The following is a 20907-nucleotide window of genomic DNA, read 5'->3' as shown; positions in this document are numbered from 1 at the left end:
AAACGGCTTGAAATGGAGAAAAAAATGACCCTGCGCGCAGCCGTGCAAATGGACCCGATGGATACGGTCAACATCAATGGCGACAGCAGCTTCCACCTGATGCTGAAGGCGCTCGAGCGCGGCTATCCGCTCTATCATTACGACGTGCGCGGCCTGACGTGGGAGGCGGGGCGGCTGACGACCAAGGCGCATCGCGTCGTCGAGGCGAAGCGCGAGCCGGGCCATCACTATAAATTCGGCGAGCAGGTCACGCTCGACCTCGGCCGCGACGTCGACGTCGTGCTGATGCGGCAGGACCCGCCCTTCGATCTCGGCTATCTGACCGGCACCTGGCTGCTTGAACGCATCAAGGATGAGACGTTGGTCGTCAACGATCCGGTGTCGGTGCGCAACGCCCCCGAGAAAGTGTTCGTGCTCGACTTTCCCGAGTTCATGCCGCCGACGATGGTGACGCGCGACCTCGATGCGGTGAAGGACTTTCAGGCGCGTTACGGCGCCGTCGTGATCAAGCCGCTGCACGGCAACGGCGGCAAGGCGGTGTTCCGCATCGACGCGGACGGCGCCAACCTCGGCGCGCTCGTCGAGTTGTTCGGGCAGGTCTGGCCCGAGCCTTTCATGGTCCAGCAGTTCCTGCCGAGCGTTTCGCAAGGCGACAAGCGCATCGTGCTGATCGACGGCGCGTTTGCGGGCGCGATCAACCGCAAGCCCGGCGAGGGCGAGTTCCGGTCGAACCTCGCGGTCGGCGGCTATGCCGAAGCGGCGGCGCTGACCCCGCGCGAGCAGGAGATTTGCGACGTGCTCGGTCCCGCGCTGCGCGAACGCGGGCTGCTGTTCGTCGGCATCGACGTGATCGGCGGCGAATGGCTGACCGAAATCAACGTCACCTCCCCCACCGGGATCGTCGCGATCGACCGCTTCGACAATGTCGATACCGCCGCGATGATCTGGGACGCGATCGAACGGCGGATCGGCTGATATGCCCCGCCGTCATTGCGAGGAGCGTAGCGACGAAGCAATCCCCAGCTATCGGCATTGGAAAACGATGGCTGGAGATTGCTTCGCTTCGCTCGCAATGACGGTTCCGACAGGGTTCGCGCGTTCCCGCCCATGACCACCCTCATTCTCGATCTGATCCAGGGCTGGGGCTATCTCGGCATCTTCGTGCTGATGTTTCTGGAGAATGTCTTTCCACCGATCCCGTCCGAAGTCATCATGGGCCTCGGCGGCATCGCGGTCGCGCAAGGGCGGTTCGACCTCGGGACGCTGATCGCGGTCGCGGTCGCCGGGACGACGGCGGGAAACTGGGTCTGGTACGCGATCGGGCGCTGGATCGGCTATGAGCGGCTGAGGCCCTTCGTCGACCGGCACGGACGCTGGCTGACGCTCGACTGGGCGGAGGTCGAGCGGCTGCACGGCTTTTTCCTGAAATATGGCCCGGCGATCGTCTTCGTCGCGCGCTTCATGCCGGTGGCGCGGACGATGGTGTCGCTTCCCGCGGGCATGGTGCGGATGAATCAGGCGAAATTCCTGCTCTGGACCGCCGCGGGCTCGACGATCTGGATCAGCGCGCTCGCGGGCGCTGGCCACTGGTTCGGCAGCCGCTTCGCCAATCTCGACGCCTTCGTCGGGCCGGTGGCGCTGGCAGCGATCGGATCGCTGGTGCTGATCTATCTGTGGCGGGTGTTCACCTAGAAACCGCGCGGCTGATCCCCGTCAGGCCCGCGGGTGCGCGCTGCGATAAATGTCGAGCAGATGCGCCGCGTCGACCGCAGTATAGACCTGCGTCGAGGCGAGGCTCGCATGGCCGAGCAATTCCTGCAGGCTGCGCAAATCGGCCCCGCCCGCGAGCAGATGCGTCGCGAAACTGTGGCGCAGCGCGTGCGGCGTCGTGCGTTCGGGAAGGCCCAGCGCGCGCCGCGCCGAGCGCACGCTCGCGCGGATCACCCCCGGCGCCAACGGGCCGCCGCGCGCGCCGAGGAACAGCGGCGTCTCCTTGCCGATCGGCCACGGGCAAGCCGTAACATAGCGCGACACGGCTGATGCGACCGCGGGCAGGATCGGGATGATGCGCGTCTTGTTCCGCTTGCCGGTGACGCGCAGCGTGTCGCCGAGCGGCAATGCTGCGCCAGTGAGCCCCAGCGCTTCGCCGATGCGGAGCCCCGCTCCGTACAGTAGCAGCAGAAGTGCGAAATCGCGCGCGCCGACCCAACCCTCGCGGGCATTGTCCTCGACATCCTGCGCGAGCTGGAGCGCTTCTGCGGGCGCGACGGGGCGCGGCAGCCCTTTCTTGACGCGCGGTCCGCGAAGCTGCGGCACGCTGGCGTTGGAGCCGCCGACGAAGCGTAGGAAGGTCCTGAGCGCGCTGAGTTCGCGCGCCGCCGACGCATTGCCCAGCCCTTCGGCGCGGCGGTCGGCCAGATAGGATCGAAGATCGTTCGGGGTCAGGTCCTTCAGCATATGCGCATCGACCGCGCCGCCGCGATGCTGCGACAGGAAGGCGCAAAAGCGTATCGCGGTCGCGACATAGGCGCGGCGCGTATGCTCCGACCGGCGCTTCTCATGCGCCAGATGGGCGTCCCAGTCGCGGATCAGATTTGCGCTCACTCAAAACCCGTTCATCGAAGCCATGAGCCGCTAGTAAAGCATGATCGGCGCCGAATAAAAGCCTCCGTGCTCCCGCGGAGGCGGGAGCCCATCTCCAGCCGGTGCAAGATGGAACCGGCCGGAGATGGGTCCCCGCCTTCGCGGGGACACATGCCAATTTCAGATGCTCAATTTTCCTGCGCCGTCCGCACCACCTCGGAAAGAATACTGTCGAGCAGCAATATCCCCGCATCGGTCACCGCCAGCCGGTCGCCGGCCTGCACCAGCAACCCCTGCCCCGCCAGCCGCGCCACAGCCGCCGCATCGACGAACGCCTCGCGCCCCAGCCCGCTCCGATCCTCGACGCGCGCAAGGTCGATGCCTTCGGTCAGGCGGAGCCCCATCAGCATCGCCTCGGTCGCGCGTTCGTGCGGCGGCAGGTCGGTTTCGACTTTCAGGCCGTGGCCATTGCGGTCGACAGCGGACATGAAATTCTCGGGCTTCTTGTGCCGCTCGGTCGCCTGCGCCAGCCGCCGCCCATGCGCGCCGGGGCCGATGCCGGCATAGTCGCCATAGCGCCAATAGGTCAGATTGTGCCGGCTCTCCTCGCCCGGCGCGGCGTGGTTCGACACTTCGTAGCGCGGCAGGCCCGCGGCGCGCATGATCGCCTGCGTCGCATCGAACAGGTCGGCGGCGGCGTCACCGTCGGGAATGACGAGATCGCCCTTCGCGGCGAGGGTCGCGAAGCGCGTGCCGGGCTCGATCGTGAGCTGATAGAGCGAGAGATGCCCGGTGCCGAACGCCAGCGCCGCGCCAAGCTCGGACTCCCACGCTGCGAGCGACTGACCGGGCCGCGCATAGATCAGGTCGAAGCTGACGCGCGCGAAATGATCCTGCGCCGCCGCGATGGCGCTCCGCGCTTCGTCTCCGCTGTGGGCACGGCCCAGAAATTCAAGGATTTGCGGATCGAAGCTCTGAACGCCGATCGATACGCGATTGACCCCGGCGGCGGCCAGATCGGCGAAATTGGCGACCTCGACCGAATTGGGGTTCGCCTCCAGCGTGACCTCGCAATCGTCCGCCAACCCCCACGCCGCGTCCGCCGCCGCGATCACCGCCGCGACAGTCGCGGGCGGCATCAGGCTGGGGGTGCCGCCGCCGAAGAAGATCGACGAGATCTTGCGGCCCGGCAGCAGCGCCGCCTCGTGCACTAAATCCGCCAGCAACGCCGCGCACCACGCGGCCTGATCGACACGTTCGCGGACATGGCTGTTGAAGTCGCAATAAGGGCATTTCGACACACAGAACGGCCAATGGACATAGAGGGCGAGCGGTTCGGCCATGCGGGGGCTATAGACTTAACTTGAGATCACGTCGCCCCACCTGCGCGAGGGCGACGATCAGGTCAGAACGCGCCCGCCACAAGCTTCGCAAAAGCGTCGGCGCGATGGCTGATCGCATGTTTTTCGGCCGGGCCTATTTCCGCATAAGTCAGTGATTTGCCGATCGGAACGAAGACCGGATCATAACCGAACCCCAATGTCCCGCGCGGCGGCCAGGTCAGACTGCCTTCCGCCCTGCCCTCGAAGACCTCTGCATGACCATCGGGCCAGGCCAGCGCGAGCGTGCAGACGAAGCGCGCGCTGCGGTCGACGTCCGGCCCCTGCTCCGCCAGCAGCCCCTCGACCTTGCCCATCGCCATATACCAGTCGCGGCCCTTCTCGCCTTCGAACCATTGGCGCTCGGCCCAGTCGGCGGTGTAGACGCCCGGCCGCCCGCCGAGCGCCGCGACTTCGAGCCCGCTGTCGTCGGCGAGCGCGGGCAGCCCTGCCGCCGACGCGCTCGCATGTGCCTTGAGCAGCGCATTCTCGCGGAACGTTGTCCCCGTTTCCTCCGGCTCGGGCAGGCCGAGGTCGCCCGCCGACACCGGCTCGATCCCGAAGGGTTCGAGCAGCGCGCGAATCTCGCGCACCTTGCCCGCATTGTGGCTTGCGATGACGAGCTTGCCGGGGGTGAGTTTGCGGTGGGACATGGGCCTATCCATCCTCCGTCGGTTCAAATCGTTTCGCACAAAGCCACGAAGCCACAAAGAAAGCCTGGGCCGACAGGCCCCTCATTCCATGAGCCAAGGCGCCTGACGCAGCGCATGAATAAATGAATGCTTCACGGCATGGCGCGTCTTTGTGGCTTCGTGGCTTTGTGCGAGCCTGATCAACCCGATCCTATCGCCCCACCGCCTTCGCCTGCGCCGCAAAAATGTCGGTGCAGCCGATGCGCGCGAGGCGGAGCAGGCGGAGCAGGCCCTCCTCGTCGTAGGTTGCGCCTTCGGCGCTGGCCTGCACCTCGACGATCTGGCCGCGGCCCGTGAGGACGAAATTGCCGTCGGCTTCGGCGACCGAATCCTCATCATAGTCGAGGTCGAGCACCGGCGTGCCCTTGTAGATGCCGCACGAGATCGCCGCGACCTGATCCTCGATCGGGTCGGCGGCGAGCGCCTTGCTTTCGATCAGCTTGTCGACCGCGAGCCGGAGCGCGACCCACGCGCCGCTGATCGACGCGGTGCGCGTGCCGCCATCGGCCTGGATGACGTCGCAGTCGATGACGATCTGGCGCTCGCCGAGCTTCTTCATATCGACGACGGCGCGCAAGGATCGCCCGATAAGGCGCTGAATCTCCTGCGTTCGACCCGACTGCTTGCCCTTCGCCGCCTCGCGGCTGCCTCGGGTATGGGTCGCGCGCGGGAGCATCCCATATTCGGCCGTGACCCAGCCCTGCCCCTTGCCGCGAAGAAAGGGCGGCACTTTCTCTTCGACACTGGCGGTGACCAGCACCTTCGTGTTGCCGAAGGAGACGAGAACGCTGCCCTCGGCATGGATGGTGAAAGCGGTTTCGATGGCGATGGAGCGCATCTGGTCGGGCGCGCGGCCGGAGGGTCGCATGGGAGTCCTTTCAGGTGATGAATGCGCCGCCCTTAGGCCGCCGTCCTCAACCGCTCAAGCGCATACGGAAGAAATCGAGGATTTCGTCGCGCGCCGCGCGCGTCGGCTGGCCCTCCTCGTCGATCAGATGGAGCGTGACGACGCTGTGCGGATTCTTCATCGGGCTGTCGGGATTGGCGGCGGCATCGGGCAGCACACGGCCAACGAAGCGGTCGCCGAGCGCAGCCTCATAGGCGGCGAAGCGCGCCGCCTTGCAAAATTTGTCGCCCTCGAAGCGATAGGCGAGCACGGTGAGGTCCTCGGCCTCCATCCGCGCCTTGACCGCCGCGAGTTCGTCGGGCGCGATGTGCATCCCCGCGGCATCGTTCAGCGGCAGCGACGGCTGCGACAGCACCGGCGCGAGCACCGCGGGCTCCAGCATCATCGACAGCGCGAAATTGCCGGTAAAGCACATGCCGATCGCGCCGACGCCCTTGCCGCCGCATTCCTTGTGCGCGAGCGCCGCAAGCGCGCGGAGCCATTGGACGGCGGGCGAGCTTTCATTCGCCTGAAAGGCGCGGAACTGGCGACTGATGCAGCCGCCGATCATCGTGAACAGCGCCCCCGGCATCCGCGGCACCGCGCCGTCGCGCCCGAAGATATGCGGCATATAGACGGTGAAGCCGGCATCGCGGACCCAGCGGGCAAAGCGCGCGACATGCGGGCTGATCCCCGGCATTTCGGTCATCACGATCACCGCGGGGCCGCTGCCCATCGTGTAGACGCGGTGCGGGCGGCCGAGCAGCGCGATGGTGCGATGCTTGAAATCGTCGAGCGGGTCGTCCTCGGTCAGCGGGCGTGTGGTCATGCGGTTCCTCCCCGAGCGCGAGGCTATGCACAAGCCAGATCAAATGCACCCACTTTCGTCATTCCCGCGAAGGCGGGAATCCAGCTTGCTCATTCTTCGCGCCTTTGCGCCTTTGCGTGAAATCAGAAAATCTCACGCAAAGGCGCAAAGGCGCGAAGAGAAAGTTGAAAAAGAAGCTGGATTCCCGCCTTCGCGGGAATGACGAAGGGAATGACGGAAGGCGAGCACGATGCTTGCCCCTCCCCCTCACCGCCCCTACATCCTCGGCATGACCAATTCGCCGATCACCGAACTGACAACGCGCGCGCGCGATGTGTTCCGGCTGGTCGTCGATGCCTATCTCGAAACCGGCCAGCCGGTCGGGTCGCGCACCCTGTCGAAGCTCGCAGCGCTCAACCTGTCGCCGGCGTCGATTCGCAATGTGATGCAGGACCTCGAGGAGTTCGGCCTGCTCGCCAGCCCGCACACCAGCGCGGGGCGGCTGCCGACCGAACAGGGGCTGCGGCTGTTCGTCGACGGGATGATGCAGGTCGCCGAGCCTTCGGCCGAGGACCGCGCGCAGATCGAGGCGAGCCTTGCCGACGGCGGCGGGCCGATCGAAAGCGCGCTCGCACAGGCGACCGCCGCGCTGTCGGGCCTGTCCGCCTGCGCCGGGCTCGTCCTCGTCCCCAAGCACGAGCGGGTGCTGAAGCAGGTCGCCTTCGTGCCGATGTCGGGAACGCAGGCGCTCGTCGTGCTCGTCGCGGGCGACCGCACGGTCGAGAATCGCGTCATCGAGGTGCCCGCCGGGCTCAACCCCTCGGCGCTGGTCGAGGCGGGCAATTATGTGAGCGCGATGCTCGCGGGGTTGACGCTGTCCGATGCGATGGCGCGGGTGCGGCGCGAGATCGAGGCCGAGCGCATCGCGATCGACCGCGCCGCCGCCGACCTCGTGTCGCGCGGGCTTGCCATCTGGTCTTCGGACGGCGCCGACCGGCCGGTGCTGATTGTGCGCGGCCAGGCCAATCTGCTCGACGAAAGCGCGCTCGGCGACCTCGACCGGGTGCGGCAATTGCTCGACGAACTCGAAACCAAACAGGAAATCGCCGGCCTGCTCGACAGCGCGCGCGAAGGCAGCGCGACGCGTATTTTCATCGGGTCGGAGAACAAGCTCTTTTCGCTGTCGGGATCGTCGGTTATCGCCGCGCCCTATCATGGCAGCGACGGCCGCGTCGTCGGCGTGGTGGGGGTGATCGGCCCGACGCGCTTGAACTATGCGCGGATCGTTCCCATGGTGGATTTCACCGCCCAATCTCTCTCCAGACTGATACGATAGGATTATGACGAACACCGAAAACGATACGCCCGTCGAAGAGGGTCAGGCCGAAACGACCGCAACCGAGGCTCCCGCCGCGGAAACGCAGGACGAAGCGGCGAAGCTTGCCGAGCAGCTTGCGGCACTGCAGCAGGATCTGCTCTATGCGCGCGCCGAGACGCAGAACGTCACGCGCCGCAAGGACAAGGAGATCGCCGACGCGCACGCCTATGCGGCGACCAAATTCGCGCGCGACATCTTGTCGGTCGCCGACAATCTGGGCCGCGCGCTGGCGTCGCTGAGCGAAGAACAGCGCGCCGACGAGGCGATCAAACCGCTCCTCACCGGGCTCGAGGCGACCGAGCGCGAGCTGATGAGCGTGTTCGAACGCAACGGCATCACCCGCATCGCCGCGATCGGCCTGCCGCTCGATCCGAATCAGCATCAGGCGATGCTCGAAATCCCGAGCGACAAGGAAAGCGGCACGATCGTGCAGGAAATGCAGGCGGGCTATATGATGAAGGACCGCCTGCTGCGCCCCGCGATGGTCGGGGTGGCGAAGAAGGCGGAGTAAGCCCGCACGTAATAATGGCGTGTTCCCCCCGCGAAGGCGGGGGTCCATCACGGGCCGTCTCAGATTTGCACCGTCAGAAGATGGGTCCCCGCCTTCGCGGGGACACGCGCTATGGCGATGTGAGCGTCACGCCGCCTTGCGCATCTTCGCGAGCTTCTTCAGCACCATCTCGCGCTTCAGCCGCGACAGATGGTCGATGAAGAGAATGCCTTCCAGATGATCGTGCTCGTGCTGGATGCACGTCGCCATCAGCCCGGTCATGCGTTCCCGGTGATGCTTGCCGTCCGCGTCCTGCCAGTCGACGGTGACCTCGGCGGGGCGCGTCACATCGGCATATTGCTCGGGGACCGACAGGCAGCCTTCCTGATAGACGCTATGCTCCTCGCTCTCGTCGGAGAAGACGGGGTTGATGAAGACGCGCGGGTCGCGGATGACGGCCTTGCCCTCCTCATCGTCGGGATCGGGCTCCTGAAGGTCGATGACAAGGATACGCTTCGCCACCCCGACCTGAATCGCCGCCAGCCCGATGCCGGGCGCGTCGTACATCGTCTCGAACATGTCCGCGACCAGCGTCTTCAATTCGGCGTCGAACGTCTCGACAGGCTTCGAAATGACGCGCAGCCGGGGATCGGGGGTCTCTATGATGGGTAACAGGGCCATGGGTGCGAGGTATGATCGCGCGGGCGCGGGGTCAAGGGGGAGAGAGATTCCTGCCGCAGTGGTACACATTGATCTTGCCGGTTTTCAAATCATACGTCCCTATCGCCAAGCGATAGTCTCTGTCATCCGTATCGCCCGCCTCCGGAGGAATATCTGAATAGCTCTTCCTTCCACTTCCAAACTCTTCGTAATTCGCCTCACGCAAATCAAATTCTATCAGCGAACGAATGTAGCCGGTTGGCTTCGGCATCCTATCTTCTTTAAGGGAGCGAGTGTTTTCTTCATCAGAGAATTCGAGACGATAAAAGTAGCGTCGTTCCCATTTACTGAGATCGCCGACACAAGGCAGTCGGCTAAGCTCTGCTTCGACGTGATCCATCTCTTCGTTGGTCGGTTTGACGTCTGTGGACGCGCAGGCCGACACACACACAAAGCAGCTAGAAGCCAAAAACGGATCATCCTACCGGCCTCCGCGCCCGCAACGCCTGCGCCAGCGTCCCCTCGTCGAGATAGTCGAGTTCGCCCCCCACCGGCAGGCCGTGCGCGAGCTGGGTCAAGCGCACCGGATAGCCTTCCAGCCGTTCGGCGAGATAATGCGCGGTCGTTTGCCCTTCCAGCGTTGCGTTCATCGCCAGCACCACCTCGTCGATGCCGCCCGCGGCGACGCGGTTCACCAGCGCGTCGATGCTGAGATCCTGCGGCCGCACGCCTTCCAGCGCCGACAGTCGCCCGCCCAGCACATGATATTTGCCGGGAAAGAGCCGCGACTTGTCGAGCGCCCAGAGGTCCGACACCTCCTCGACGACGCACAGGCTGCGCGTGTCGCGGCGCGGGTCGGCGCAGATCGCGCACGGGTCCTGCGTATCGACATTGCCGCAAATGGTGCAGGTGACGAGCCGTTCCGACACCGTCTGCAGCGCGGCGAGCAGCGGCGCGAAGCTGCTCTCGCGCTTCTTCATCAGGTGCAATACCGCGCGCCGCGCCGAGCGCGGGCCGAGACCCGGCAGGCGGGCGAGTTGCTGCACAAGCGCTTCGATTTCGGTGGAGGCCATTGAGTGGTGGTAGATGGTGCGCTTGCCGTGCACAATATCCCACCTCGTCACCCCGGACTTGATCCGGGATGACGAAACAAAGAAGCGTGAGCCTTGCACCGCGCTGCAACCTCCGCCAAAGCGCCTCCCCATGCGCATCGCTTTCATGGGAACGCCGCCCTTTGCGGTGCCGACGCTCGCCGCGCTTCATGCGGCAGGGCACGAAATCGCCGCGGTCTACACCCAGCCGCCGCGCCCGGCGCAACGCGGCAAGAAGGTGCAGCAGAGCGCGGTGCACGCCTGGGCCGAGGCGCATGACCTGCCCGTCCGCACCCCGAAGGGGCTGAAATCCGCCGAGGAGCAGGCCGCCTTCGCCGCGCTCGACCTCGATGTCGCGGTGGTCGCGGCCTATGGCCTGATCCTGCCGCAGGCGGTGCTCGATGCACCGCGCGAAGGCTGCCTCAACGTCCACGGCTCGATCTTGCCGCGTTGGCGCGGCGCGGCGCCGGTGCAGCGCGCGATCCTCGCGGGTGATGCCGAAACCGGCGTGACGATCATGCAGATGGACGCCGGGCTCGACACCGGCGCGATGCGGCTCGTCGAGGCGACGCCGATCGCGGGCAAGAGCGCGGGCGAGCTCACCGATGAACTGGCCGAAATGGGCGCGCGGATGATGGTGAAAGTGCTGAGCGACCTTTCCGCCTTCGCGCCCGTGCCGCAGCCCGACACGGGCATCACCTATGCCGCGAAAATCGACAAGAGCGAGGCACGGCTCGATTTCCTGACCAGTGCGGTGCAGGTCGAACGACAGGTGCATGCGTTCAACCCGATGCCGGGCGCCTTCTTCGAACTGGACGGCGAGCGCTACAAGATATTGGCTGCCGAGGTCGTCCGCCCGGCGGAGACGGTCGCGGGGGCGGCGCCGGGAGTGACGCTCGACGACGCGCTGACGATCGCCTGCAACCCCGGCGCGATCCGCGCGACGCGGGTGCAACGCGCGGGCAAGCCCGCGATGGACGCCGCCGAGTTGCTGCGCGGGCGGGCGATTGCCAAGGGGCTGCGGCTGGCATGACCCGCTTCGCCCTCACCATCGAGTTCGACGGCCGCCCTTTCATGGGCTGGCAACGTCAATCGCACGGCCCCAGCGTCCAGCAGGCGCTGGAGGAAGCGGTCACGCGTATCACCCGCGAGGAAACCCCGGTGCATGGCGCCGGACGCACCGACGCCGGGGTGCATGCGATCGCGATGCGCGCGCATGTCGATGTCGAGAAGGCGATCGAGCCCTTTCGCCTGATGGAAGCGCTCAATGCGCAGCTTCGTCCCGCCCCGGTCGCGGTGCTCGCGTGCGAGACGGTCGCCGACGACTGGCACGCGCGCTTTTCGTGCATCGGGCGCGCCTATGAATATCGCATCGTCAACCGCCGAGCGCCGCTGACGTGGGACAAGGGACTGTCGTGGCAATTCGCCAAGCCGCTCGATGCCGGGGCGATGCACGGCGCGGCGCAGGCGCTGGTCGGGCGGCATGACTTCACCACCTTCCGCTCGGTGCATTGCCAGGCCGAAAGCCCGGTCAAGACGCTCGACCGGATCAGCGTCAGCCGCCACGGCGACGAGATCGTCATCGAAACCGCCGCGCGCAGTTTCCTACATCATCAGGTGCGTTCGATGGTCGGCTGCCTGTCCATGGTCGGCGAAGGCAAATGGACGGCGCGCGATCTGAAGACCGCGCTCGATGCGGCGGATCGCAGCGCGCTGGGGCTGAATGCGCCGCCCGACGGGCTTTATTTCGTGGCGGCGCGCTATCCCTGATTCGTCATTGCGAGCGAAGCGAAGCAATCTCCAGCTATCATCCTGTCGGAACGAAGGCTGGAGATTGCTTCGCTTCGCTCGCAATGACGATCCCACGAAAAAAGGGCGGCCCTTTAAGGACCGCCCTTTCATTCCCCCTTTGGAATCCGCGGCGTCAGACCGCCTTTTCCAGATAATATTTCGGCGCATGCTCGTTGAGGATCTGGAGGATCTTCGCCTGCGCGGTCTTTTCGTCGCTTTCCTCCATCGCGCCCAGTTCGCGCGCAAGGCGGCTCGATGCCGCTTCGAAGATCTGGCGCTCCGAATAGCTCTGCTCGGGCTGGTCGTCGGCGCGGAACAGGTCGCGGGTCACTTCGGCGATCGACACGAGGTCGCCCGAATTGATCTTGGCTTCATATTCCTGCGCGCGGCGCGACCACATGGTGCGCTTCACCTTCGGCTTGGTGGTCAGAACCTGCAGCGCTTCCTTCAGCGTCTTGTCCGACGACAGCTTGCGCATGCCGACGCCTTCGGCCTTGTTGGTGGGAACGCGAAGCGTCATCTTTTCCTTTTCGAAACGCAGAACATAAAGTTCGAGCTGCATCCCGGCGATTTCGGATTTCTGCAATTCGATGACGCGCCCCACGCCATGCTTCGGGTAAACGACATAATCTCCGACTTCAAAGACGAGCGTGTTTGCGGACATGCAAGTTCCTTTCTTGGCCTTGCCGGTGGGCTGGGAAGCGCAAAAAGCCGGGTGCATCCTGCCCTTGTCGAAAGGGGGATCGGCAATTTCGGGCGGCGCTAGCCAGTCAGAGTGACAAGGGATATGGCTCCATAAGGACGCCGTCAGTCCCCTGGCGCCCGGCGGGCGGGAGGCGGACTATCGACGCGATGATATTTATTATAGCAGAGTCGCAACAAAATTGCCACCCCCTGCACGGAAAACCGTGGAATTGGCCGCTTGACGCCGCATTACACCCGTTTCAAGCTGCAACCGATAGTTAAATGGGGATGCCGATATGAAAGATCAAATCTGGTGGGTCACCGGCGCATCGTCGGGCATCGGCGCGGCGCTGGCGCGGGGACTCGCGGGCCGCGGCGCGCGGCTGATCCTGTCGGGACGCAACGTCGCGGCGCTCGAAGAAGTCGCGAAGGACTGCGGGCCCGGCACGATGATTCTGCCCTTCGAGGCAACCGACTATGCCGCGCTCCCGGCGCTGGCGCAGGAGGCGTGGGATTGGTGCGGGCGGATCGACGGGCTCGTCAACAACGCCGGCATCTCGCAGCGCAGCCTGGCGGTCGATACCGATTTCTCCGTCTATCAGAAGATCGTCGACGTCGATCTCCTCGCGCCGATCGCCCTCACCCAGCAGCTTTTGCCGCGGATGATAAAGGCGGGCGGCGGACAGATCGTCGCCATCTCCAGCGTCGCGGGGATCGCGGGCGTGCCGCTGCGCAGCGCCTATTGCGCCGCGAAACACGGGCTGATCGGCTATCACGACAGCGTGCGCGCCGAGAATGAGCATCTGGGGCTGAAGGTCCTCGTCGTCGCGCCGGGGTCGGTGCAGACCAACGTCAGCCGCAACGCGCTGAACGCCGACGGCAGCGTGCGCGGGACGAGCGACAGCGCGATCGACAACGGCCTGTCGCCCGATGTGGCGGCGGCACAGATTCTGGACGCGGTCGCAGCGGGGACACGCGAACTGGTCGTGGCGGAAGGCGCCGAAGCGCAAATCCCCGCGCTGCGTCGCGGCGATCCCGACGCGCTGTTCGACCGGATGAATGCGATGGTGCAGGCGGGCTATGCGAAGCAGATGGGGGCGACGTCCTCGTCTTGAATGGCCGCTTCCGGCCGTTTCCTGTTATCCCGGCGGAGGCCGGGATGACGAGCGTGGTTAGTCGATGCCCGCTTCCCGCCCCAAAACTGCCAAAGAAAAAGCCCCGCCAGATCGTTCCGGCGGGGCCTTTCTTTGCCTTGACGGCAGCGCGGCTTACACCGCGCCGTGCGCCAGCGCCGCGAGGAGCAGGATCGCCACGATATTGGTGATCTTGATCATCGGGTTGACCGCCGGACCCGCGGTGTCCTTGTAGGGATCGCCGACGGTGTCGCCGGTCACCGCGGCCTTATGGGCCTCGCTGCCCTTGCCGCCGTGATTGCCGTCCTCGATATATTTCTTGGCATTGTCCCATGCGCCGCCGCCCGAGGTCATCGAGATGGCGACAAACAAGCCGCCGACGATCACGCCGAGCAGAAGCGCGCCGAGCGCTTCGAGCGCCTCGGCCGGACCGGCCACGGCGCGAATGACGAAGAACACGACGATCGGCGCGAGCACCGGCAGCAGCGACGGAACGATCATTTCCTTGATCGCCGCCTTGGTGACCAGGTCGACGGTGCGGGCGTAGTCGGGGCGGCTGGTGCCGTCCATGATGCCCTTGTTGTTCGCAAACTGGTCGCGGACATCCTTCACCACATCGCCCGCCGCCTTGCCGACCGCGGTCATGCCGAGCGCGCCGAACAGATAGGGCAGCAGCGCGCCGAGCAGCAGTCCGACGATGACATAGGGAGACGACAGCGAGAAGGTCAGCGGCGCATCGAGGCCGAGCTTCGCCGAATATTCGCTGATGTCGGCGGTATAGGTGCCGAACAGCACCAGCGCCGCCAGCCCCGCCGAACCGATGGCATAGCCTTTCGTCACCGCCTTGGTCGTGTTGCCCACGGCGTCGAGCAGGTCGGTCTTTTCGCGAACGCTGTCGTCGAGACCGGCCATTTCGGCGATGCCGCCGGCGTTGTCGGTGACCGGACCATAGGCGTCGAGCGCAACGACCATGCCGGCGAGCGCCAGCATCGCTGTGGCGCCGAAGGCGATGCCGATGATGCCCGCGATCTGATAGGCGACGATGATGCCGACGCAGATCACCAGCGTCGGCAGCGCGGTCGATTCAAGGCTGATCGCCAGCCCCTGGATGACGTTGGTGCCGTGGCCGGTTTCCGACGCCTTGGCGATGCTGCGCACCGGGCGATAGTTGGTGCCGGTGTAATATTCGGTGATCCAGATGATCAGGCCGGTGATGACGAGGCCGACCAGCGAGCAATAGAAGAGGCTGCGGCCGTTGAAACCGGTCCCCGCAATCGTCGCTTCCATGTCGCCGAGCGCATATTGCGTCGAGAACCAGATCGCCGGGATCGAGAGGATCGCGGTGACCAGAAAGCCCTTGTACATCGCGCCCATGACATTCGTGCCGCCGCCGAGGCGGACGAAATAGGTGCCGATGATCGAGGTGATGATGCACACGCCGCCCATCAGCAGCGGCAGGGTCATCAGCGGCAACAGCATGTCGCCCGCGCCCTTCAGCAGCAGCGCGATCAACACCATGGTGGCGCCGACGGTGACGACATAGGTTTCGAACAGGTCGGCGGCCATGCCGGCGCAATCGCCGACATTGTCGCCGACATTGTCAGCGATCACCGCCGGGTTACGCGGATCATCCTCGGGAATCCCCGCCTCGACCTTGCCGACCAGGTCGGCGCCGACGTCGGCGGCCTTGGTGAAGATGCCGCCGCCAAGACGCGCGAAGATCGAGATGAGCGAGGCACCGAAGGCGAGCGCGACGAGCGCATCGACGACGGTGCGGTCATCGCCGCCGACGCCATAGCCGCCGGGGCCGGTCAGATACCAGAAGAAGACCGAGATCGCGAGAAGCGCGAGACCCGCCACCAGCATGCCGGTGATCGCGCCGGCGCGGAACGCCATCGTCAGCCCCGTCTGCAGCCCCTTCTGGGCCGCGGCGGCGGTGCGGACGTTCGCCTTCACCGAAATGTTCATGCCGACGAATCCGGCAACGCCCGACAGCACCGCGCCCAGCACGAAGCCGGTCGCCGAGATCGGCCCTAGGAACAGCCCGACGAGGATGGCGACAACGATGCCGACCATGGCGATGGTGCGATATTGGCGGCCGAGATAGGCCTTGGCGCCTTCCTGAATGGCGCCGGCGATTTCCTGCATCTTCTCATTCCCCGCCGATGCGCCGAGCACCTGCCGCGAGGTAATGAACCCATAGAGCACGGCCAAAAGGCCGCACGCTATCGCGATCAAAACCGGATTCATGCGTGTCTGTTCCTTCCCCATCGAGAAGGGCGAACGCAAAGATAGCAGTCGAACGTCCGACTTATTGATGCCGGCTCGCTCTCTCCCCTGATGCGACCGCCCCAAATTGGACGCGGGGGTTATGGGAAGAAAGAAAGCCGAGGGCAAGCCTGCATTGAAGCGCGATGATTTGAACAAATCTCGCTTTCCGTTCGTGTCGAGCGAAGTCGAGACACCCATCGGCCTTGCGCTGTTCCGATGGGTGTCTCGACTTCGCTCGACACGAACGGGTGAAAGGAGACTGACCCAATCGCTAATGCATGAACCCCAGCCGCTCGGGCAGCGCGATCCGCTGCGCCCGGTGGATCAGCGTCAGCCCCTCGCCCACCCCGGCGTGACCGACCGGGGTCACCGCGACGCCGAGTCCCGCCGCGATCTCGCGGATCGCGGCCGCCTCGCCCGGATCGGCCGCGAACAGCAGTTGATAGTCGTCGCCCGCGGTCGCCGCCGCGAGGCGCGTGTCGAGGACGTCGGGGCGCACCGCGAGCAGCGCCGCCGACAGCGGCACCGTCTCGACCATCAGCGTGACGTCGCAGCCGCTCGCCGCCGCCATGCGTTCCGCGTCGATCAACAGGCCGTCGGAGACGTCCATCATTGCATGAACATGCGGCACCAGCGCCTGCCCCAGCGTAAGCTGCGGCTGCGGGCGGCTGTAGGCGGCGAGACACGTCTCATTGGCCTCGACCTCGCCGAGCCGCATCGCGAGGCCGACTCCGGCGTTGCCGATCGTGCCGCTGACCCAGAGCTGATCGCCGGGACGCATCCCGGCCCGCGACGGCACGCCTGCGGTCGGCGCACGGCCGATCGCGGTGAGGCCAAGGCTGCGCGGTGCCCCTGCGGGAGCGCCGACGGTATCGCCGCCGAGCAGCGGCAACCCGTAACGCCGCAGCACGATGTCGAGTCCGTCGGCAAAGGCGGCATCCCAGTCGGCGTCGCCTGCCAAGCTGTAGCCGAGCAGCACCCCGGCCGGCACCGCGCCCTTCGCGGCGAGATCGGAGAGGTTCACCGCGACGAGTTTCCACGCGACGTCCTGCGGGCGTTCGTCGGGGAGGAAATGGACGCCCTCGACGATCATGTCGTGGGTGAGGACAAGGCCCTCGAACACCGCGACATCGTCGGCCAGCCCGCGCGCGGCGGGATCGGTCGCGATACCGCGCAGGCGGGCGATGAAATCGGCTTCGGTCATGCTACCCTCTCGTAGATCGAGGGCATCTCTTGTCCGTTCGTGTCGAGCGAAGTCGAGACACCCGTCAAGATGGCGCCAAGCCGAGGGGCATCTCGACTTCGCTCGATGCGAACGGATATGTTAGGCGCTGGTTCCCCGCACATCCTTGCCGATCGCATCGAGCAGGCCGTTGGCGAATCCCGCTTCGCGGCCGTCGAAGAAGGCCTTCGCGACATCGACATATTCGCTGACCACCGCGCCGACCGGCACGTCGCCGCGCGCGATCAGTTCATAGGCGCCAGCGCGCAATATCGCCTTCATCGTGCGGTCGAGCCGGTCCATCGTCCAGCCGCTCGCGAGCCGCGCGGTGATCGCGGCATCGACCTCGTCCGCGCGGGCGAGCGCGCCCTTCACGATGTCGTCGAAGAAGGGGATGTCGGCGTCGGCATATTCGGCGTCCTCGATGATCTTGCCGATGCGATGCTGGTGGAACTCGTGGACGAGCTGCGCGACCGCCGTGCCCTCCATCTCGTGCTGATAGAGCGCCTGCACGGCGGCGAGGCGGGCGGCGGAGCGGGACTGGGTGCGTTTGTTCATGGCGTGTCGCTTTATCTTAAATCGTCATCTGCTCAAATCGTCATCCCGGCGAAGGCCGGGATCTCAACCTTGCGTCAAGAGCCACCGGCGAGATCCCGGCCTTCGCCGGGATGACGAATGGAAGGGTTCAAAGGTTAGTGTTTCAATCTGTTCTGGACGCTGAGCGCATGGGCGGGCAGCCCCTCGGCCGTCGCGAGCGCGACCGCGGCGGGGCCGATCGCCGCCAGCGAGTCCTCGTCGAGGGCGAGGAAGCTGGTGCGCTTCATGAAATCGGTGACCGACAGCCCGCTCGAAAAACGCGCGCGGCGGCCGGTGGGGAGGACGTGGTTGGGACCCGCGACATAATCGCCGATCGCCTCGGGCGTCTGGCGGCCGAGGAAGACCGATCCCGCGTGGCGCACCTGGGCGAACAGCGCGTCGGCCTCGGCCGCATCGACCGCAAGTTCGAGATGTTCGGGCGCGAGCCGGTCGCACAAGGGGATCGCGTCGGCCAGCGCGGGCACGACGACCACCGCGCCATTGGTATCCCAGCTTGTCCGCATAGTTTCTTTGGTCGTCAGATTAGGAATCTGATGCTCTACCGCCGCCGCGACCGCATCGGCGAACGCGGCATCGTCGGTGAACAGGATCGACTGGCTCGTCGGGTCATGCTCGGCCTGGCTGAGCAGGTCGGCAGCGATCACATGCGGTTCGTTCCGGCCGTCCGCAATGACGACGATCTCGCTCGGCCCCGCGACCATGTCGATGCCGACGACACCGTAAAGCTGGCGCTTGGCCTCGGCGACCCAGGCATTGCCGGGGCCGGTGACGACGTCGACCGGCGCGATTCTGTCGGTGCCATAGGCAAGCGCCGCGATCGCCTGCGCGCCGCCGACGCGCCAGATTTCATCGACCCCGCCAATATGCGCCGCCGCCATCACGACCGGGTTCGTCGCGCCGTCGGGCGTCGGCGTGACCATCACGATCCGCTCGACCCCCGCGACCTTGGCGGGAAGGATGTTCATCAGCACCGACGAGGGATAAGCGGCGCGCCCGCCGGGGACATAGACTCCTGCGGCATCGACCGCGCTCCAACGCGCGCCGAGCCGCGCCCCGGCCGCGTCGCGATAGTCGCGATCCTCGGGGCGCTGCGCGGCGTGATAGGCGCGGATACGTTCGGCCGCGAGGTCGAGCGCGTCACGAAGTTCGGGCGCCAGCGCGTCATAAGCGGCGGCGCATTCCTCTTTCGAGATGCTCCAGCCGCTGGCGTCCAGATCGAAGCGATCGAACCGCGCCGTATAATCGGCGAGCGCAGCGTCGCCCTGGGCCTTCACCCGTGCGACGATCGCGGCGACATCGGCCGACACGTCCGACGCGCTCTCGCGCCGGTCGTTCACCAGCGCATCGAACGCCGCAGCGAAACCGGGGTCGGAGGCGTCAAGCCGCCGCATCGGCGACGGCCTCGCGGAATTTCTCGACCAGCGCGGGCACCTCGGCCGAGCGCAGCTTGAACGCGGCGCGGTTGACGATCAGCCGGGCGGAGACCTCGCTGATCACCGTCTGCTCGGCGAGCGCATTCTCGACCAGCGTCCGCCCGGTCGAGACGAGGTCGACGATATGCGAGGCGAGCCCCAGCTTCGGCGCGATCTCCATCGCGCCGTTGAGCTTGATGCATTCGGCCTGAATCCCCTGCCCCGCGAACCAGCGGCGCGTTGTCGCCGGATATTTGGTCGCAACGCGGATATGGCTGGACCCGATTCCCGGCGGTTCGCTGCCTGCCGGCCCCGCGAGCGACAGGCGGCAATGACCGATGCCGAGGTCGACCGGCGCGTACAGCTCCGAATAGTCGAACTCGTCGATGACGTCCGACCCGACGATGCCGAGCTGCGCCGCACCGTGCGCGACGAAGGTCGCGACGTCGAAGGCGCGGACGCGGATCAGCGAGATATGCGGTTGGTTCGTCCCGAACACCAGTGCGCGGCTCTTCTTGTCGAAGAAATCCGCCGCGGGCTCGATACCGGCCGCCGCGAGCAGCGGCAGCGCCTCGTCGAGGATGCGTCCCTTGGGGATGGCAAAGATGATCGGTTCGGGCATAAGCGCCGTGCCTTTAAGCGGCGACGGGAGAAAGGGCAATGAGCGAGCGTTACGAGTTCATCGACATGGGCGCGACCGGCGCGGGTGCGGTGCGCACCGCCTTCGCGAACCAGGTCGCCTATTGCCGGTCGAGCGAGGCGCCGGTGACGGCGCGGATCGTCGCGGCGCTCGCGACCTTGCTCGACACGCCCGCGACCGGATTTGCCCACCGCATGGCCGAATGGCAGGGCGCGCCGCTGGCCGACGCGCTGCCGCTGCGCGCCGCGGGCGGGCTCCATGCGCTCCACCTCGCGGGCGCCGCGCCCGAACTCGCGCCCATCTATGCCGACGCCGAGGATATCAACGACGCCGCGATCGTCGCCGGAGTCGTCCAGCGGCAGGAAGCGGCGTTGATCCCCTGGCTCGACGGCCCGCCGCAGACCAACGAGGCGGGGCGCTCGTCGAACTTCATCGCGGCGATGCTGTGGCTCGCCGATCAGGGCCTGCCGCCGCGCTTCGACTGTATCGAGATCGGGTCAAGCGCGGGGATCAACCTGATGCTCGATCGCTATCATTACGACCTCGGCGGGGTGCAGGTCGGGCCCGAGCCGGGCGCGATCGCCTTCACCCCCGATTGGCGCGGCGTCCATCCGCCGCAGCATGGAATCGAAATCGCGGGGCTCAAGGGCTGCGACGTCGCGCCGGTCGACCTCACCGACCCCGCGCAGGCGCTGCGGCTCAAGGCCTATATCTGGCCCGAACACCATATCCGCTTCGCGCGGATAGAAGCGGCGATCGCCGCGGCGCGCGAGAAGAAGCCGAATCTCGTCCGCGCCACCGCCGCCGACTTCGTCGAGGCCGAGCTCAAAAGGCCGCAGGCCGCGGGAACGACGCGCGTGCTGATGCATTCGATCGTCTGGCAATATGTCCCCGAGGACCAGCAGATGCGGGTGACGACCGCGATGGAGGAAGCCGGTGCCGAAGCGACCGCCGACCGTCCGCTCGCCTGGATCGCGGTCGAGGCGAATCGCGCCGCGCATCATCACGAACTGGTCGTGCGCCACTGGCCGGGCGGCGAAGCGGGCCGCACCCTCGCCCGCTCGCATCCGCATGGTGCGTGGATCGAGTGGATGGGGTGATACCCCTGACTCACCCAGTCATTGCGAGCGAAGCGAAGCAATCTCCAGCTATCGCCCTGCAAGAAACGCGGGCTGGAGATTGCTTCGCTT

22 protein-coding genes are annotated in these 20907 nt (G+C 66.2%); 8 read left to right on the top strand and 14 right to left on the bottom strand.

The annotated features are described in order from the left end of the window. Nucleotides 1–24: 24 nt before the first annotated feature. Nucleotides 25–975: a glutathione synthase gene (gene gshB / locus VHO04_RS04110; protein ID WP_329627131.1), complete on the top strand. Its 951-nt coding sequence runs from the start codon at nt 25–27 to the stop codon at nt 973–975. Nucleotides 976–1107: 132 nt separating this feature from the next. Then, nucleotides 1108–1692, top strand: coding sequence for a DedA family protein (locus tag VHO04_RS04105; RefSeq protein WP_329627130.1), 585 nt, complete (start codon nt 1108–1110; stop codon nt 1690–1692). A gap of 21 nt (nt 1693–1713) precedes the next feature. On the opposite strand, the gene VHO04_RS04100 is transcribed toward VHO04_RS04105, so the two are convergent. The 5 genes from VHO04_RS04100 to VHO04_RS04080 all read right to left on the bottom strand — a co-directional run bounded on the left by VHO04_RS04100 (nt 1714) and on the right by VHO04_RS04080 (nt 6369). Further along, nucleotides 1714–2604: a tyrosine recombinase XerC gene (locus tag VHO04_RS04100; RefSeq protein WP_329627129.1), complete on the bottom strand. Its 891-nt coding sequence runs from the start codon at nt 2602–2604 to the stop codon at nt 1714–1716. A gap of 167 nt (nt 2605–2771) precedes the next feature. Continuing rightward, the gene (hemW, locus tag VHO04_RS04095; protein ID WP_329627128.1) at nt 2772–3926 is read right to left on the bottom strand and encodes a radical SAM family heme chaperone HemW; all 1155 of its coding nucleotides are present in this window, start codon (nt 3924–3926) and stop codon (nt 2772–2774) included. 62 nt (nt 3927–3988) lie between these two features. After that, nucleotides 3989–4615, bottom strand: a complete 627-nt coding sequence (rdgB, locus tag VHO04_RS04090) for an RdgB/HAM1 family non-canonical purine NTP pyrophosphatase (protein ID WP_329627127.1) — start codon at nt 4613–4615, stop codon at nt 3989–3991. 190 nt (nt 4616–4805) lie between these two features. Continuing rightward, a complete protein-coding gene (gene rph / locus VHO04_RS04085) occupies nt 4806–5522 on the bottom strand; it encodes a ribonuclease PH (protein WP_329627126.1) in 717 nt (238 codons plus the stop codon). 46 nt (nt 5523–5568) lie between these two features. After that, nucleotides 5569–6369 (bottom strand): dienelactone hydrolase family protein, encoded by an 801-nt coding sequence (locus tag VHO04_RS04080; protein ID WP_329627125.1) that lies wholly within the window; start codon nt 6367–6369, stop codon nt 5569–5571. 268 nt (nt 6370–6637) lie between these two features. Between VHO04_RS04080 and hrcA the strand changes: the two genes are divergently transcribed. Next, entirely contained in the window at nt 6638–7684 is a 1047-nt protein-coding gene (gene hrcA / locus VHO04_RS04075; RefSeq protein WP_329627124.1) for a heat-inducible transcriptional repressor HrcA, read from the top strand. Nucleotides 7685–7688: 4 nt separating this feature from the next. Further along, complete coding sequence (gene grpE, locus VHO04_RS04070) at nt 7689–8237, top strand: nucleotide exchange factor GrpE (protein WP_329627123.1); 549 nt, start codon at nt 7689–7691, stop codon at nt 8235–8237. Between the two features lie 126 nt (nt 8238–8363). Here the strand turns inward: grpE and def are convergent, their stop codons facing one another. The 3 genes from def to recR all read right to left on the bottom strand — a co-directional run bounded on the left by def (nt 8364) and on the right by recR (nt 9949). Then, nucleotides 8364–8897, bottom strand: coding sequence for a peptide deformylase (def, locus tag VHO04_RS04065; protein ID WP_329627122.1), 534 nt, complete (start codon nt 8895–8897; stop codon nt 8364–8366). A gap of 31 nt (nt 8898–8928) precedes the next feature. Then, nucleotides 8929–9276, bottom strand: coding sequence for a hypothetical protein (locus VHO04_RS04060; RefSeq protein WP_329627121.1), 348 nt, complete (start codon nt 9274–9276; stop codon nt 8929–8931). Between the two features lie 76 nt (nt 9277–9352). Then, nucleotides 9353–9949: a recombination mediator RecR gene (gene recR / locus VHO04_RS04055; protein ID WP_329627120.1), complete on the bottom strand. Its 597-nt coding sequence runs from the start codon at nt 9947–9949 to the stop codon at nt 9353–9355. Between the two features lie 130 nt (nt 9950–10079). On the opposite strand from recR, the gene fmt reads away from it, so the two are divergent. After that, a complete protein-coding gene (gene fmt / locus VHO04_RS04050; protein ID WP_329627119.1) occupies nt 10080–11000 on the top strand; it encodes a methionyl-tRNA formyltransferase in 921 nt (306 codons plus the stop codon). Next, the gene (gene truA / locus VHO04_RS04045) at nt 10997–11737 is read left to right on the top strand and encodes a tRNA pseudouridine(38-40) synthase TruA (protein WP_329627118.1); all 741 of its coding nucleotides are present in this window, start codon (nt 10997–10999) and stop codon (nt 11735–11737) included. Before fmt ends, truA begins: the two co-directional genes overlap by 4 nt. Before the next feature lie 154 nt (nt 11738–11891). Here the strand turns inward: truA and VHO04_RS04040 are convergent, their stop codons facing one another. Next, nucleotides 11892–12422, bottom strand: a complete 531-nt coding sequence (locus VHO04_RS04040; RefSeq protein WP_257548901.1) for a CarD family transcriptional regulator — start codon at nt 12420–12422, stop codon at nt 11892–11894. 316 nt (nt 12423–12738) lie between these two features. Between VHO04_RS04040 and VHO04_RS04035 the strand changes: the two genes are divergently transcribed. After that, nucleotides 12739–13557 carry an SDR family NAD(P)-dependent oxidoreductase gene (locus VHO04_RS04035; protein ID WP_329627117.1) on the top strand — a complete coding sequence of 273 codons (819 nt, stop codon included), beginning with the start codon at nt 12739–12741 and terminating at the stop codon, nt 13555–13557. Between the two features lie 153 nt (nt 13558–13710). Here VHO04_RS04035 and VHO04_RS04030 read toward each other — a convergent pair whose 3' ends face one another. The 5 genes from VHO04_RS04030 to hisG all read right to left on the bottom strand — a co-directional run bounded on the left by VHO04_RS04030 (nt 13711) and on the right by hisG (nt 19699). Continuing rightward, complete coding sequence (locus VHO04_RS04030; protein ID WP_329627116.1) at nt 13711–15825, bottom strand: sodium-translocating pyrophosphatase; 2115 nt, start codon at nt 15823–15825, stop codon at nt 13711–13713. A gap of 292 nt (nt 15826–16117) precedes the next feature. Next, nucleotides 16118–17050, bottom strand: a complete 933-nt coding sequence (gene thiL / locus VHO04_RS04025; protein WP_329627115.1) for a thiamine-phosphate kinase — start codon at nt 17048–17050, stop codon at nt 16118–16120. 120 nt (nt 17051–17170) lie between these two features. Beyond that, complete coding sequence (gene nusB / locus VHO04_RS04020) at nt 17171–17626, bottom strand: transcription antitermination factor NusB (protein ID WP_329627114.1); 456 nt, start codon at nt 17624–17626, stop codon at nt 17171–17173. 134 nt (nt 17627–17760) lie between these two features. Further along, the gene (hisD, locus tag VHO04_RS04015; RefSeq protein WP_329627113.1) at nt 17761–19056 is read right to left on the bottom strand and encodes a histidinol dehydrogenase; all 1296 of its coding nucleotides are present in this window, start codon (nt 19054–19056) and stop codon (nt 17761–17763) included. After that, the gene (gene hisG / locus VHO04_RS04010) at nt 19043–19699 is read right to left on the bottom strand and encodes an ATP phosphoribosyltransferase (protein WP_297664629.1); all 657 of its coding nucleotides are present in this window, start codon (nt 19697–19699) and stop codon (nt 19043–19045) included. Before hisG ends, hisD begins: the two co-directional genes overlap by 14 nt. A gap of 38 nt (nt 19700–19737) precedes the next feature. Between hisG and VHO04_RS04005 the strand changes: the two genes are divergently transcribed. Next, entirely contained in the window at nt 19738–20817 is a 1080-nt protein-coding gene (locus VHO04_RS04005; protein WP_329627112.1) for a DUF2332 domain-containing protein, read from the top strand. Nucleotides 20818–20907: the final 90 nt, after the last annotated feature.

The sequence above is a fragment of the Sphingopyxis sp. genome (genome assembly GCF_036261875.1).
GTDB lineage: Bacteria > Pseudomonadota > Alphaproteobacteria > Sphingomonadales > Sphingomonadaceae > Sphingopyxis.
This window is presented reverse-complemented; position numbering and strand designations above follow the sequence as displayed.

Bases quoted from the DNA above. Each gene is read 5' to 3' on its own strand.
- grpE (WP_329627123.1), top strand. From the start codon at position 7,689: ATGACGAACACCGAAAACGATACGCCCGTCGAAGAGGGTCAGGCCGAA.
- VHO04_RS04040 (WP_257548901.1), bottom strand. From the start codon at position 12,422: ATGTCCGCAAACACGCTCGTCTTTGAAGTCGGAGATTATGTCGTTTAC.
- recR (WP_329627120.1), bottom strand. From the start codon at position 9,949: ATGGCCTCCACCGAAATCGAAGCGCTTGTGCAGCAACTCGCCCGCCTG.
- VHO04_RS04005 (WP_329627112.1), top strand. From the start codon at position 19,738: ATGAGCGAGCGTTACGAGTTCATCGACATGGGCGCGACCGGCGCGGGT.
- thiL (WP_329627115.1), bottom strand. From the start codon at position 17,050: ATGACCGAAGCCGATTTCATCGCCCGCCTGCGCGGTATCGCGACCGAT.
- def (WP_329627122.1), bottom strand. From the start codon at position 8,897: ATGGCCCTGTTACCCATCATAGAGACCCCCGATCCCCGGCTGCGCGTC.
- fmt (WP_329627119.1), top strand. From the start codon at position 10,080: ATGCGCATCGCTTTCATGGGAACGCCGCCCTTTGCGGTGCCGACGCTC.
- VHO04_RS04105 (WP_329627130.1), top strand. From the start codon at position 1,108: ATGACCACCCTCATTCTCGATCTGATCCAGGGCTGGGGCTATCTCGGC.
- gshB (WP_329627131.1), top strand. From the start codon at position 25: ATGACCCTGCGCGCAGCCGTGCAAATGGACCCGATGGATACGGTCAAC.
- hisG (WP_297664629.1), bottom strand. From the start codon at position 19,699: ATGCCCGAACCGATCATCTTTGCCATCCCCAAGGGACGCATCCTCGAC.
- hisD (WP_329627113.1), bottom strand. From the start codon at position 19,056: ATGCGGCGGCTTGACGCCTCCGACCCCGGTTTCGCTGCGGCGTTCGAT.
- VHO04_RS04080 (WP_329627125.1), bottom strand. From the start codon at position 6,369: ATGACCACACGCCCGCTGACCGAGGACGACCCGCTCGACGATTTCAAG.
- nusB (WP_329627114.1), bottom strand. From the start codon at position 17,626: ATGAACAAACGCACCCAGTCCCGCTCCGCCGCCCGCCTCGCCGCCGTG.
- truA (WP_329627118.1), top strand. From the start codon at position 10,997: ATGACCCGCTTCGCCCTCACCATCGAGTTCGACGGCCGCCCTTTCATG.
- VHO04_RS04030 (WP_329627116.1), bottom strand. From the start codon at position 15,825: ATGAATCCGGTTTTGATCGCGATAGCGTGCGGCCTTTTGGCCGTGCTC.
- hemW (WP_329627128.1), bottom strand. From the start codon at position 3,926: ATGGCCGAACCGCTCGCCCTCTATGTCCATTGGCCGTTCTGTGTGTCG.
- VHO04_RS04035 (WP_329627117.1), top strand. From the start codon at position 12,739: ATGAAAGATCAAATCTGGTGGGTCACCGGCGCATCGTCGGGCATCGGC.
- VHO04_RS04060 (WP_329627121.1), bottom strand. From the start codon at position 9,276: ATGGATCACGTCGAAGCAGAGCTTAGCCGACTGCCTTGTGTCGGCGAT.
- rdgB (WP_329627127.1), bottom strand. From the start codon at position 4,615: ATGTCCCACCGCAAACTCACCCCCGGCAAGCTCGTCATCGCAAGCCAC.
- rph (WP_329627126.1), bottom strand. From the start codon at position 5,522: ATGCGACCCTCCGGCCGCGCGCCCGACCAGATGCGCTCCATCGCCATC.
- hrcA (WP_329627124.1), top strand. From the start codon at position 6,638: ATGACCAATTCGCCGATCACCGAACTGACAACGCGCGCGCGCGATGTG.